This is a genomic window from Priestia sp. FSL P4-0332, assembly GCF_038005845.1.
Lineage (GTDB): Bacteria > Bacillota > Bacilli > Bacillales > Bacillaceae_H > Priestia.
On sequence record NZ_JBBOUA010000001.1, the window covers coordinates 4,301,413 to 4,315,102 of the forward strand.

Below are 13,690 nucleotides of genomic sequence, written 5' to 3' on the forward strand. Positions count from 1 at the left end.
TTTTCAACTTTTACTTTGGTAAAATGTATTACTAACTTTATTGTACAAAACGACCGTCTTTTCTTCATTATACATTATGTTAAAAAATTCAGACTATTTACTATTCACTATGTAAAAAGCCTTGCTTTTATATAAAAGCAAGGCTGCAACTATTATTTTGCTACTTCTTTAATAATCGACACTACTAGTTCAGATGTCTTCACCAGTTCTTCTACCGGAATTTTTTCATTTGTTGTATGAATGTCTTCATAACCAACTGCTAAATTTACTGTTGGGATATCAAAGCCTGCGATTACATTTGCATCGCTTCCGCCTCCGCTTTGAAGCAGGCGTGAAGGACGATCGATATTAGCCACGGCTTTTTTAGCAACTTCGACAACATGATCTCCATCGCCAAATTTAAAGCCTGGATACATCACTTTAATATCAACTTCTGCACGTCCGCCCATTTCTTGTGCAGCTGTTTCAAACGCTTCTTTCATTTTCGCTACTTGTGCTTCCATTTTTTCTGGAATTAATGAACGAGCTTCTGCTAAAATATCGACGCGGTCACACACGATATTCGTTTGCGTTCCACCTTCAAAGCGTCCAATATTCGCTGTAGTCTCTTCATCAATACGTCCAAGCGGCATTTTAGAAATGGCTCTTGAAGCAATCGTAATAGCAGAAACGCCTCGTTCAGGAGCTACACCTGCATGAGCTGTTTTTCCATAAATTGTTGCATTTACTTTTGCTTGCGTCGGCGCAGCAACGATAATGTCTCCCACTTTGCCATCGCTATCTAAAGCATAGCCGAATTTTGCCGTTACGAGACTAGAATCAAGAGCTTTAGCGCCCACTAAGCCAGATTCTTCTCCTACTGTAATAATAAATTCAATTTTGCCGTGCGCGATGTTTTCTTCTTTTAATACGGTGATGGCTTCTAGCATTGCTGCTAAGCCTGCTTTATCATCCGCTCCAAGAATTGTCGTGCCGTCACTTTTAATATAGCCATCTTCGATAGATGGTTTAATACCCTTTCCAGGTACGACTGTATCCATATGAGAAGTAAAGTAGATTGTGTCTACGCCTTCTTTTGTAGCTGGCAGTGTGCAGATTAAGTTGTTGGCTCCGTGGCCCGTTTTTTCTTTGGCATCATCTTCTACTACTTCGACGCCTAATGCGGTAAATTTTTCTTTTAGTACAACAGCAATTTTTTCTTCATGCTTTGTTTCTGAGTCTACTTGTACTAATTCAATAAATAAATCAACGATTCGTTGTTCATTAATCATAATATGTAATCCCTCCAAAAATAACCTACAATGGTATGTTACCATGTTTCTTTGCTGGACGCTCTTCCTTTTTATTGTGCAACATTTCAAGCGCTTGTATTAATTTTATTCGCGTTTCCCTAGGATCAATAACATCATCCACCATTCCAGCGCTTGCCGCTACGTAAGGATTAGCAAATTTCTCGCGATACTGTTCAATTTTTTCGTGTCTTGTTTCATCTGGGTTTTCGCTACCTCGAATGTCGTTTGCAAAGATAATATTTGCAGCACCTTGAGGACCCATAACAGCGATTTCGGCATTCGGCCACGAATACACAAGATCCGCTCCAATCGATTTACTATTTAAAGCTACGTATGCACCGCCGTACGCCTTTCGCAAAATCACCGTGATTTTCGGAACGGTAGCTTCGGAGTATGCATATAAAATTTTAGCACCATGACGTATAATTCCGCCATGTTCCTGCTTGATACCTGGGAAAAAACCTGTAACATCTTCAAATGTAATAAGTGGGATATTAAATGAATCGCAAAATCGAATAAACCTTGCTGCTTTATCTGAGGAGTTAATATCTAAACTGCCTGCCATTACTTTAGGCTGGTTACACACAAGTCCGACAACTTTTCCATCTATGCGGGCAAAACCAATGACAATATTTCTTGCAAAGTCTTTTTGCACTTCAAAAAATGAGTGCTCGTCCACTACTTGGTGAATGACTTGACGCACATCGTAAGGGCGCACGGCATCAAACGGGACAACGTCTAATAAATCGGGACGATAATGATCACACTCTGCCTTTGAGGCTAAAGGAGGCTGCTCTTGGCTAGACTGAGGAAGATAGCTTAAGAGCATTCGTACTTGTTCTAGCACCTCTTGTTCTGTTGCACCTCTAAAATGGGCATTACCGCTAATTTCGTTATGAACAGCTGCTCCTCCAAGATTTTCTGAGGAAATGCTTTCTCCCGTTACCGTTTCAATTACTTTTGGTCCTGTAATGAACATTTGACTTGTTTCTTCTACCATAAAAACAAAGTCCGTAATCGCCGGTGAGTACACGGCTCCGCCTGCACAAGGCCCCATAATAACAGATATTTGAGGCATGACACCCGAATAAATGGCATTTCGATAAAAAATATGACCGTATCCATCAAGAGACATGACGCCCTCTTGAATACGAGCCCCGCCTGAATCATTTAACCCAATAAACGGCACGCCTGTTTTAGCAGCTAAGTCCATTACGTGCGCAATTTTTTTAGCATGCATTTCACCTAACGCGCCTCCGAATACCGTAAAATCTTGCGAAAACAAATAGACTGAGCGACCGTTTATCTTGCCGTAACCTGTTACTACCCCGTCTCCTGGTCCTACTTGATTATTCATACTGAAATCCGCACACCGATGTTCAATAAATGGATTTAATTCGACAAATGTATGTTCATCCAAAAGAATTTCAATTCGTTCGCGTGCCGTTAGTTTCCCTTTATGGTGCTGTTTTTCAATTTTTTCGTCTCCACCGCCTAACTCGATCTTCCGGCGCTTATCGTACAATTCATTTAATTTATCATAAATGTCAACCATGTTTCTTCTCCTCCTCTAGTGTTTTTTCACAGAGCTCATAAAGAACACCGTTTGCTGACTTTGGATGCAAAAAAGCAATGGATGCTTCCCCTGCGCCTTTTCTCGGAACATCGTCAATCATTTGTACACCCTTTTCCTTTAACTCGTTAATCCGTTCTTCAATCGTGCGCACACCTAAAGCCACATGATGAAGACCTTCACCTCTCTTTTGGATGAACGCGCCGACTGCACTGTCTTCAAAGAGCGGCTCTAATAATTCAATTTTTACGTTGCCGCACTGAATAAAAGCAACTTTTACTCCTTGTTCTTCTACTTCTTCTACTTTTAATAGAGACAGTCCTAATACCTTTTCATAAAAAGGGAGGCTGCCTTCAATTGATTTTACAGCTATTCCTATGTGATCAATTCCTTTTATCACTTTCTCACCTCTTTAAAAAAGCGTTTTCATTTACACATATTCTTGAAAACAAAAGAAATCTCCTGCTGGCGTATCTACAGAAAGTTGCTTGTCTAAGCAGCGGAAGACATGTAAAATAAGAAAAAAACGTGTAGGAGGACTTTGGTTGTATGTCTAATAAGAAAATCCAAAAAACCATTGTGTTTTTAATGCTTCTTGTCATGTTAATATCTACGCTTTTAGCGGGACTTGCCATGTGGTTTTAATCGAGACTGATGACTAAAAACATAGATGCACTGCTGCTTCTTTGTGCAATGCAAACATATAAAAAAGACTGGTGACTAGTCACCAGTCTTTTGCTGTATATTCACAATGCCTTTTTGAGCGGCTAACTCTTCAAAAGATTGATCTGTAGATACAATCCAGACTTTTGTACCTAACGGGACTTGATCATATAAATGGCTTACTTCACGATTTTCTACGCGAATACAGCCATTCGATACATATTTACCAATGGAATCCGGCTGATTTGTACCGTGAATGCCATAAATACGTCCGTCAGTCTCTCTTGCATCAAACCCAATCCACCTTACACCTAGAGGATTTTGAGGAGCGCCTCCTTCAATATTATTTCTCCGATAATAAGGATTAACAGCTTTTACTGTTACCGTGAACTCCCCTTCGGGCGTCAGATTAACTGTTTTCCCCGTTGCTACTTTAATAATTTGTTTAATTTCTTTATTTTGAATATAAGCAAGCTCATTGCTCTGTTTATTAATAATAATATAAGGATCATTTGGCAACGGATTTTCTCCTAATGGCCAAACTGGAGATAGTAGTAAAAGGATAAAAGCAAACACATGCATGTAATCCACCACCTTACGTTAGTCCTAAGTAAAAGACAAGAGAGATATCTCTTATCTTATTTAGTGTTCGTAAGCAAGCTAAACAACATGCATGCTGTTTAGCTTATTTTTAAGGTTTGTTTAATAACCAAATATTGTTCAATTTCTTTGACTACGTGCAGTAAATCGGCACGCGCTTCAAACTCTTCCCGTGTTTTGGGAAGCGGCATCTCTGCAAATGCTTCTCGTAAATGCTGAAGTTTGGCTAAAAATAATTTTGCTGTATTACCGGGGTGGATGGATAGACTTAATTCTTCAATGAAATCGGCAATCATGTAGCGCTGTTCTACCACCAAATCAATAGCGGTAATAAGAGGAAGCGTACGCTCAATAATTTCAAGCTGTTTTTCACGAATTTTAAAATAGCGGTAATAATAATTTTCCCCACGCACAAAATGATTTTCTACATCACGAAACGCAAGGCTTTTTGCTTTTTCTAAAATTTTTACCGTATCTGCAATTTCCTTACCGTCCCAACTGCTGTCATTGGTTCTGAGATACAGGGCAATTTCTTTTAACATCGACCGGAAATTTTCTTCAATTTCTTGCTGATACGTGCGAAGCTCTTGATCTAAACTTGGCATGTATAAATTCACAAGCAGGGCAACACCTATCCCAATTACAATTAAGCCAAGTTCATTAAAGACGATTCCCCATGTCATATTTCCTTTGGAGTAAATATGAAGCAAAATAACGGAGCTTGTAACAATGCCTGCATTAACTTTGAATATAACCGTAACCGGGATAAACAAAAGCAGCATCAGTCCTATAACAAGTGGATGATAAGCAATCCCTTCAAAGAATATAAACGAAAACAGAATGGATAAAGAACAAGCAATAAAACGATCGCTTGCACTTCGCAACGATTTTTTCTTTGAATTTTGAATGCACAAAATGGTGATAATTCCAGCTGATACAAAAAACTCGAGGTGAAAGAACTGAGCTATAATAATAGCCAGTGATGTACCGACGGCTGTTTTAATTGTCCGGTACCCAATTTTAAATTTCATTTTCTAGACTCCTACATGTTGGTTTCTTTTTAGTGTGATAAAATACTCTATTCTTTATTAACACGAATAGAAAAATAACACAACCTTAAATCTTGCTGTACCGTATAAATTCCAATAAAAAAAGTGCAGAAAAGATCGTACTCTTCCTGCACTTTTTTATTATAAAATCTTTTCTAAGAAATCTTTAGCACGCTTGCTTTTAGGCGCTGAGAAAAATTCAGCCGGAGGCGCATCTTCAACAAGAACACCGCCGTCTAAAAACAGCACACGATCCGCTACTTCTCGTGCAAATCCCATTTCATGCGTTACAATGACCATCGTCATTCCTGTTTCTGTTAGCGACTTCATTACATCTAGTACTTCTTTTACCATCTCTGGATCTAATGCTGAGGTTGGTTCGTCAAACAGCATCACTTTCGGCTCCATTGCCAGTGCTCTGGCAATAGCTACACGCTGCTTTTGACCGCCCGATAAGCGATTTGGAAACTCGTTGGCTTTTTGAGCAAGTCCCACTTTTTGGAGTAATTCTTTGCCTTTAGCAACAGCCGTTTCTCTTGACACGCCTTTTACCGTCATCGGAGCATACGTCAAATTTTCAAGCACTGTCATATGTGGAAACAAGTGAAAATGCTGAAATACCATTCCTACGTTTTCACGCACACGCATAATGTTTGTTTTTTTATCTGTAATCACTTGACCGTTAATTGAAACTACTCCGCTCGTCGGTTCTTCAAGCAGGTTCATACAGCGTAAAAAAGTAGATTTACCAGAACCAGAAGGGCCAATAACAGCTACGACTTCTTTTTCTTTAATCGTAGTTGAAATACCTTTTAAAACTTCATTTTTACCAAATGATTTGTGTAAATTTTCAACGTTAATCACCTTTTCTCATTCTCCTCTCGACTGCTTTACCAAGGAGCGTTAAGCCCATTACCATTACATAATAAATCAACCCTGCAAAAATTAACGGTTCAAGGTAGGCGAATTTTTCTCCACCTACAATGTAAGCACGGCGCATAATGTCGAGTGCTCCAATAACTGTAACGATAGCTGATTCCTTTGTTAATGTAATGAACTCATTCATTAAAGCAGGTAAAATATTTTTAAGTGCCTGTGGCAAAATAATTTGTCCCATCATGCGGCGATAAGGAATTCCTAACGCTAATGCCGCTTCACGCTGTCCTTTATCAACAGCTAAAATACCAGCGCGAATAATTTCAGATATATATGCTGCAGAGTTTAGCCCGAACGCAGCAACGGCCGCTGGAAACGGGGCAATATCAAACCCGAGCAGCTGAGGTAATCCAAAGTATATTAATAATAATTGCAGTACTAGCGGTGTTCCGCGAAACACGGACGTATATGCATCCGCAAACCATTGAAGAGGTTTATTGCGGCTGATTTTACATAAAGATAAAATAACTCCCAGCACAAACCCTAAAATTGCTGAAGCTAGGACTATCTGTATCGTTACCCCTATCCCTTTTAAAATATAAGGCATAGAAGGCACGATTTGCGAAAAATCCAAATTCATGCCTAGTTCCATTCCTCTCTAACTATCATTCTTATTTTTGGTCGTCAAACCACTTAACGATTAATTTATCTAATTCACCGTTTTCTTTCATTTTCTTTAATTCACGGTTAAAGTCATTCGTTAGCTTGCTGTCTTTAGGAAATGCGATTGCTGATCCTTTACTTGAATCTGGACGTCCTGTATCAGACATTTGCAAGCTTTTGTCTTTGTTCACATACCCTTTAGCTACTGTATCTTCAATAATCGCTGCATCGATACGATTTGATTTCATTTCTTGAATTAGTTCTGGAATACGGTCACGCGTTGTTACATTTACTCCGTCAACTTCTTTTGCAATTTCTTTTGCTTCGTCTGCTTGGATAGAAGAAGTTTGTACACCGACTGTTTTCCCTTTTAGTTCTTCTGCATTTTTAATTGGCGCATCTTTCTTCGATACAATCATGTTTTTTGCTTCATAATATACGTCTGAGAAGTCCACGTTCTTTTTACGCTTTTCAGTTGGCGTCATACCAGCTAAAACTAAATCGACTTTATTAGATTGTAAAGCTGGAATTAATCCGCCAAATTCCATATCCTTCACCTGTACGTCATAACCTAACTTTTTACCGATTGCTTTTGCTAAATCTACGTCAAATCCGATTGCTTCACTATCACCTTTCGCCGTATCAATATATTCAAATGGTGGGTAATCTGCTGATGTTCCCATTACTAGTACTTTTTTATCTTTGTCGTCGCTGCTTGCTCCGCCATTAGACGTTCCTTCTCCTGCTCCGCATGCAGCTAAAACGCCTGCTGTTAAAAGACCAATTGCCGTTACCGATAACCACTTCTTCAATTTCATCTTCGTTCCCCCTAGTTTATTCCTTACATTATTTTTTAAAAATTAATAATATTATGAAATAAGTTTTTTACTATTGCAAGTAAATGTCGAAATTTAAATATATATTCATATAAATGTATTTTAACACAATGTTATAAATATGCAATATCTTTTTTAAATATAAGTTTCACTATTTGAAAATACCTTTTCTCAACATTTTCCACTCTCTAGAAAGCCTGCATACAGATAGGTAAAAAAACGCATAAAAAAAGAAGCCGTTTAAAACGGCTTCTCTCTTACACTTCTTCACAATGCTGTTCGAATGCTTCTTGCAGCTTCATCACAACTGACATTGGCTCGTGGCCTTCAATTTCGTGACGTTCTACCATTGTGATAATTTTTCCGTCTTTTAATAAGGCGAAAGATGGAGACGAAGGCGGATAACCTTCAAAGTATTCGCGTGCACGCGCAGTTGCTTCTTTATCTTGCCCAGCAAATACTGTAACCAAGTTTGTTGGACGTTTATCATAATGTACAGCGTGCGCTGCAGCAGGTCTTGCAATACCTCCTGCACAACCGCAGACTGAATTCACCATTACAAGCGTTGTACCAGGCTTTTTAAACGTTTCATCTACCGCTTCAGCCGTCGTTAATTCTGTATAACCAGCAGCTGTAATTTCTTTACGGGCTTGACGAACAACGTCGTTCATAAACAAGTTAAAATCGATATTCATTTTCATACCTCCCTTTTGCTATCTATTCTTTATAATAGCAAACGAAAACTAAAAAGGCGATTGCTTTGACTCATTTTTTCTTGGTAATCAAGATTAAACAAGAAAAGAAATGGTGATACTATTTTTACAGCTAGAAAACCATACTCTTAACTCCCTAGTGTAGAAGGATCCGCATAAAATGCAGGATCCTTTTTTATATTTCCTTCATCGCCTGCTGGTAGGTTTTAATCAAGCGTTCGAGAGCTTCAGCCATTGTGACATCTCCCGTCATCATTTGTTTTTCAACATCCCCTAACGTTTGCTTAACTAAAGGATGTCCATAAAATGATTCTTGTAAATATTCATTAACACTTGCTTGTAACCATGCCTTCATTTGCTTTCGCCTTACTGTATAAAACAGATCATTTTTATTCATCCATTCCTTATAGTCACAAATTATCTTCCACAAGTCTTGAAACGATGCTTCTTCATAAGCAGAAGTTGTGATGACCTGTGGGTTCCACCCTCCAGAATGACCGTGAAGGAAACCGATGACGCTTTCGTATTCTTTTGCAGTCACTTCTGCTTTTAGCCGGTTATCCCCGTCTGCTTTGTTTACACAAATCAAATTAACCCATTCAAGCAGCCCTTTTTTAATTCCTTGCAAATCATCTCCTGCTCCGGTCAAAGCAAGCAGAACAAAGAAGTCTACCATCTCTTTTACAATCATTTCACCTTGGCCAACACCCATCGTTTCGACAAATATGATGTTATACCCAGCCGCTTCACAAAGAAAAATGGCTTCTCTCGTTTTAAGATGAACACCTCCAAGCGTTCCTTGAGAAGGTGAAGGACGGACAAAAGCGTTCTCTTGTTTGGTAAGCAGCTCCATTCTCGTTTTATCTCCTAAAATACTTCCTCCAGACAAGGTACTGCTTGGATCGACTGCCAAAACTGCAACGGAATGGCCATTTTTGCATAGGTACGACCCAAATTTGTCAATCAGCGTACTTTTTCCTGCTCCGGGTACGCCTGTAAAACCAATGCGCACTGAATGCCCCGTATGAGGATAGATTTCTTTAATCAGCTGTTGTGCTATTACTTTATGCTTCGGCGCTTTACTTTCAATTAAAGTAATGGCTTGAGCTAACGCTGTTCTTTTCCCTTCAAGCAGCCCTTGTGTATAATCTTGTACCGTTTTTAATTTCACCAATTGTCTTCACCAACTATTCTTCTAACCGTTTCTTTATTTCATGTAAGACGGAAACGGCCGCTTTTGGGATTACTGTTCCAGGTCCAAAGATTGCAGAAGCGCCGTGTTCTAAAAGAAATGAATAGTCTTGTTTAGGAATAACGCCTCCGACAATAACAACGATATCGTCGCGCTCTAATTTCTTTAACTCATCAACAAGCTGCGGCAGTAACGTTTTATGCCCGGCTGCCAAAGAGCTTATGCCAATTACATGTACGTCGTTTTCTACAGCTTGCCTTGCTGTTTCTTGAGGCGTTTGAAATAAAGGACCAATATCAACATCAAAGCCAAGGTCAGCAAAGGCTGTTGAAATAACTTTCGATCCTCTGTCATGACCGTCTTGCCCCATTTTCGCGACTAAAATTCTTGGGCGTCTTCCTTCTTCCTCTAAAAATTCAGCCGTGAGCTTTCGAACTTCTTCGATTTGATCTCGATGCACAAACTCTGCACTGTATACCCCGCTGACTGACTTAGAAGTAGCCTGATGTCTTCCAGCCACTTTCTCAATAGCTTCTGAAATTTCACCTAGTGTAGCTCTAGCTCTCGCAGCTTCAACCGCAAAAGCAAGGAGATTCCCTTCACCTGTTTTGGCACAATTGGTCAGTCGATTAAGCGCTTCGATTACCGCTTGTTCGTTACGTTCACTGCGTATTTTCTTTAACTTTTCCAGCTGCTTCATTCGAACTGCTGTGTTATCAATATCAAGAATATCAAGCGGTTCTTCTTGCTCCGGCTGAAACTGATTCACACCTACAATAATTTCTGCCTGCGAGTCTATTCTTGCTTGTCTGCGCGCAGCGGCTTCTTCTATCTTCATTTTAGGTACGCCTGCTTCTATTGCTTTTGTCATTCCGCCGAGCTGCTCTATTTCTTCAAGGTGCTTCCACGCTTTTATCATTAATTCATTCGTTAATGATTCCACATAATAAGAGCCTCCCCAAGGATCAATAACGGAACAAATCTCCGTTTCATTTTGCAAATAAAGCTGCGTATTTCGGGCAATTCTAGCTGAAAAATCAGTTGGAAGAGCAATCGCTTCATCCAGTGCGTTTGTATGAAGCGACTGCGTATGTCCTGATACTGCAGCCAGAGCTTCGACGCATGTTCTAATAACATTATTAAATGGATCCTGCTCCGTTAAGCTCCATCCGGACGTTTGAGAATGCGTTCTAAGAGCTAGAGATTTAGGATTATCCGGCTCAAACTGCTTCATTAGTTTTGCCCAGAGCAGCCTCCCTGCTCTCATTTTCGCTACTTCCATAAAATAGTTCATTCCAATTGCCCAGAAAAAGGATAGCCTCGGAGCAAATGCGTCAATTGTAATTCCCGCTTTCAAGCCGGTTCGTACATATTCAAGTCCATCTGCAAGCGTATAAGCAAGCTCTAAGTCTGCTGGAGCACCTGCTTCTTGCATATGATAGCCTGATATACTGATACTGTTAAATTTCGGCATGTACTCCGCTGTATATTTAAAAATATCCGCAATGATTCGCATTGACATCTCAGGAGGATAAATATATGTATTGCGCACCATATATTCTTTTAAAATATCGTTTTGAATCGTTCCAGCCAGCTTTTCTTTTTTTACGCCTTGTTCTTCAGCTGTTACGATGTAGAAAGCTAAAATAGGAAGCACCGCCCCGTTCATCGTCATCGACACGGACATTTGATCAAGCGGAATCCCTTCAAACAGCTGCTTCATATCCATCATTGAATCAATTGCAACACCTGCTTTCCCTACGTCTCCAACAACTCTTGGATGATCAGAGTCATAGCCGCGGTGGGTAGCGAGGTCAAAAGCAACAGACAGCCCTTTCTGTCCAGCAGCTAGGTTTCGGCGGTAAAAGGCATTGCTTTCCTCCGCCGTTGAGTATCCTGCATACTGTCTAATAGTCCAAGGCCGATTCACATACATCGTTGCATACGGTCCTCTCACAAACGGTGGGACACCAGGTGCAAAGTGAATAAAGTCGAGGTTATCTCTGTCTTTTTTTGTATACACTGATTTTAATTCAATTTGTTCATTTGTTTGAAAAGCAGTGTATGAACTTTGAGTCACGTCATCTTCTCTTTGCTGCTTTGAAAATGATAATGGAATATTAGAAAAAGAAGGCTTTTTATACATGAACTTCTACCTCCAAAGCACATAATAACTTCTTAACGCATTGAATAACATTCGTCTTAGGATGTATGACGCTCATTACACCTTTTTGCTGCCACTGCGTTTTGCGTGATACATGTTCTTCCCCTACTACGTACACATAAACAGAATCTTCCTCAAAATAAGTCATCGCTTTTGTTAAGAGCTTTTCCACGAGTTCATCACTTCCACAGATCACATATGCTTCGTGCTTTTGTTCATTCATCCAATCTGCTATCTCCACATAGGAATCTATGTTTTTAATTGTTTCACACGCAAAGCCTGCACTTTCAAATAAAGACCGGGCAATCTCAGCTTTTTTACGGCTGCTAGGATCGGTGAGCTCCATAATGCCAATGCTCATTCCCTTTGTATAAACCCGTATTTTTTCAAACTTCTCTGCTGCTCTCCACTTAGTGAGCGGCACAACACTGTCAGGCTGTGTCTGCTTCGCCATTTGTTTTAGCATCCACCCTGCTGTTACCCCTTTAGATGCTAGCTTTGTATAGTCCTCTAGCGAAAGATTTGATGAAAATTCCGAAGCGTTCTGATCACTGTATTTATCCATTTTTATTTCTTCTTTTTTAAACGGCGTGCTTTTTATCTCTTGAGATGCATCCTGTTGCTTAGGAGCATAGTGTGTGACTCCGATCAAGCGCTCAATTCGGCACTCTATATCCTCTTGTCTTTTTACTTTCATTTGTTCAACTTCATCTTGAATTCGCCCTTGTTTTAAAGCTTCTTCCATTCCGCCGTGGTCTTCAATGTTGCCAAATAACTCCCAAGCTTTTGTCATTAATTCATGTGTGTAGGCTTCAACGTACCAAGAGCCTCCGGCAGGATCCATTACTTTTGATATATGTGTTTCGTGCTGCAAAATTAAGTGAGTGTTACGGGCAAGGCGATGAGCGAACTGAGAAGATGAAGATGTGACGGAATCATATGGTTCAATATGCAGACTATCCGCTCCTCCTACAATAGAAGCAAATGCTTGAACCGTGCTCCTTAATGCATTTGTATACATGTCTTCTTTAGACTGTGTAAGATGTGACGTTTCCGTATGGATAAACGGCACTGAAACGGCCGTGTCATCAAAAGCACGAACCACATTTGCCCAAAGCATGCGAAAAGCACGAAGTTTTGATATTTCCATAAATAAATGTGAGCTAACTGAAAAAGAAAAGGTCATGTGAGGTAAAACTTGATGTAAGGACAAACCGCGTTTTATGCATTCATCAATATACTGCACCCCTGTAGCAAGCATATAAGCTAGTTCTTGAACAGCGTTTGCACCGCTGTTATGGTAAGGAATGCTTGATACAATGATCGTTTTGAGCTCTGGAACATTACTGTGAGCCAAACGCGTTGCGTATGCTAAATGATCGTATAAATCTCGAGTAGAAAGTGGAACTCTTCCATATTCAGCAAGGGTGCCGAGCGGATCCATTCCAACCGTTCCTTTTAGCTGTCTCATATTAAAGTTATGATCAACACAGTATGCTTTTAGAAACGAAAGAAGTGGAACGGATGTACATCCCGTATTTAAAAATAAAGGCACCGCTTCAAGAGCTACATGCTGAAACAAATGAGCAACATCCTCTAAAGTAGAAATTGTAGCGCCTGAGGCTACTTCAGCTTCAGTTGCTTCATCAACGTCTTTCCCTTGCCTCATTGCTTCACTGCATGTAAAAGCGGCCGTATTTTGTCCATTTCTCAAACTGTGTAAAAGAAGTTTATTGCTTTCTTTAATAGAAGGTAAGTCGATTTTTTGGGTGATTTCCCATTCCCCTAGTATGTATGATTCTTTACCGGCTCCTCTTAAACAATCTATTCCCGCCGGACTCTGCTGTAAGTAGTCTAAATGTGCCGTATCACTTTCGAAATAAAGCGGTTTCAAAAAGATGTTTTCTAACGTTTCTTTTGAAGAGATCGCGGTATTTTTGCTAACTTCCTGTGCCCAATCTTCTTTAGGTGTACGTGTAAATTCATGAAATGATAATGTATTTGTTTTCATTTCCATGCCCCTTTACAGTTAATAGCTGCCTGCTAAACCGAGATGATTACACTTTGAA

General features: G+C 39.8%; 13 protein-coding genes. 1 reads left to right on the forward strand and 12 read right to left on the reverse strand.

Going from position 1 to position 13,690, the window contains the following annotated elements; translation table 11 throughout:
- Nucleotides 1-152: 152 nt before the first annotated feature.
- Genes MKY06_RS22560 through mce form a run of 3 tightly spaced genes read right to left on the reverse strand, consistent with a single transcriptional unit; the run spans nt 153 to nt 3,265 of the window.
- Complete coding sequence (locus MKY06_RS22560; protein WP_013059108.1) at nt 153-1,271, reverse strand: tripeptidase T; 1,119 nt, start codon at nt 1,269-1,271, stop codon at nt 153-155.
- Between the two features lie 25 nt (nt 1,272-1,296).
- On the reverse strand, nt 1,297-2,847 hold the full coding sequence (locus tag MKY06_RS22565; RefSeq protein ID WP_013059109.1) for an acyl-CoA carboxylase subunit beta: 1,551 nt from the start codon (nt 2,845-2,847) through the stop codon (nt 1,297-1,299).
- A complete protein-coding gene (gene mce, locus MKY06_RS22570; protein ID WP_029320258.1) occupies nt 2,840-3,265 on the reverse strand; it encodes a methylmalonyl-CoA epimerase in 426 nt (141 codons plus the stop codon). Before mce ends, MKY06_RS22565 begins: the two co-directional genes overlap by 8 nt.
- A 149-nt stretch (nt 3,266-3,414) precedes the next feature.
- Here mce and prli42 point away from each other — a divergent pair, with 149 nt between their 5' ends.
- Nucleotides 3,415-3,510, forward strand: a complete 96-nt coding sequence (prli42, locus tag MKY06_RS22575; protein ID WP_149917156.1) for a stressosome-associated protein Prli42 — start codon at nt 3,415-3,417, stop codon at nt 3,508-3,510.
- A gap of 75 nt (nt 3,511-3,585) precedes the next feature.
- Here the strand turns inward: prli42 and MKY06_RS22580 are convergent, their stop codons facing one another.
- The 9 genes from MKY06_RS22580 to MKY06_RS22620 form a co-directional block, all read right to left on the reverse strand.
- Nucleotides 3,586-4,110, reverse strand: a complete 525-nt coding sequence (locus tag MKY06_RS22580; protein ID WP_013059111.1) for a L,D-transpeptidase — start codon at nt 4,108-4,110, stop codon at nt 3,586-3,588.
- 98 nt (nt 4,111-4,208) lie between these two features.
- The gene (locus MKY06_RS22585; protein WP_013059112.1) at nt 4,209-5,159 is read right to left on the reverse strand and encodes an aromatic acid exporter family protein; all 951 of its coding nucleotides are present in this window, start codon (nt 5,157-5,159) and stop codon (nt 4,209-4,211) included.
- 159 nt (nt 5,160-5,318) lie between these two features.
- Entirely contained in the window at nt 5,319-6,041 is a 723-nt protein-coding gene (locus MKY06_RS22590) for an amino acid ABC transporter ATP-binding protein (RefSeq protein WP_013059113.1), read from the reverse strand.
- On the reverse strand, nt 6,034-6,693 hold the full coding sequence (locus MKY06_RS22595) for an amino acid ABC transporter permease (protein ID WP_013059114.1): 660 nt from the start codon (nt 6,691-6,693) through the stop codon (nt 6,034-6,036). Before MKY06_RS22595 ends, MKY06_RS22590 begins: the two co-directional genes overlap by 8 nt.
- A 31-nt stretch (nt 6,694-6,724) precedes the next feature.
- Complete coding sequence (locus tag MKY06_RS22600) at nt 6,725-7,528, reverse strand: transporter substrate-binding domain-containing protein (protein ID WP_029320256.1); 804 nt, start codon at nt 7,526-7,528, stop codon at nt 6,725-6,727.
- A gap of 281 nt (nt 7,529-7,809) precedes the next feature.
- Nucleotides 7,810-8,247, reverse strand: coding sequence for a BrxA/BrxB family bacilliredoxin (locus MKY06_RS22605; RefSeq protein ID WP_013059116.1), 438 nt, complete (start codon nt 8,245-8,247; stop codon nt 7,810-7,812).
- Nucleotides 8,248-8,440: 193 nt separating this feature from the next.
- Nucleotides 8,441-9,436, reverse strand: a complete 996-nt coding sequence (gene meaB / locus MKY06_RS22610; protein WP_013059117.1) for a methylmalonyl Co-A mutase-associated GTPase MeaB — start codon at nt 9,434-9,436, stop codon at nt 8,441-8,443.
- A 16-nt stretch (nt 9,437-9,452) separates the two neighbouring features.
- On the reverse strand, nt 9,453-11,603 hold the full coding sequence (gene scpA, locus MKY06_RS22615) for a methylmalonyl-CoA mutase (RefSeq protein ID WP_029320254.1): 2,151 nt from the start codon (nt 11,601-11,603) through the stop codon (nt 9,453-9,455).
- Nucleotides 11,596-13,632 (reverse strand): methylmalonyl-CoA mutase family protein, encoded by a 2,037-nt coding sequence (locus tag MKY06_RS22620; RefSeq protein WP_029320252.1) that lies wholly within the window; start codon nt 13,630-13,632, stop codon nt 11,596-11,598. Before MKY06_RS22620 ends, scpA begins: the two co-directional genes overlap by 8 nt.
- Nucleotides 13,633-13,690 lie beyond the last annotated feature (58 nt).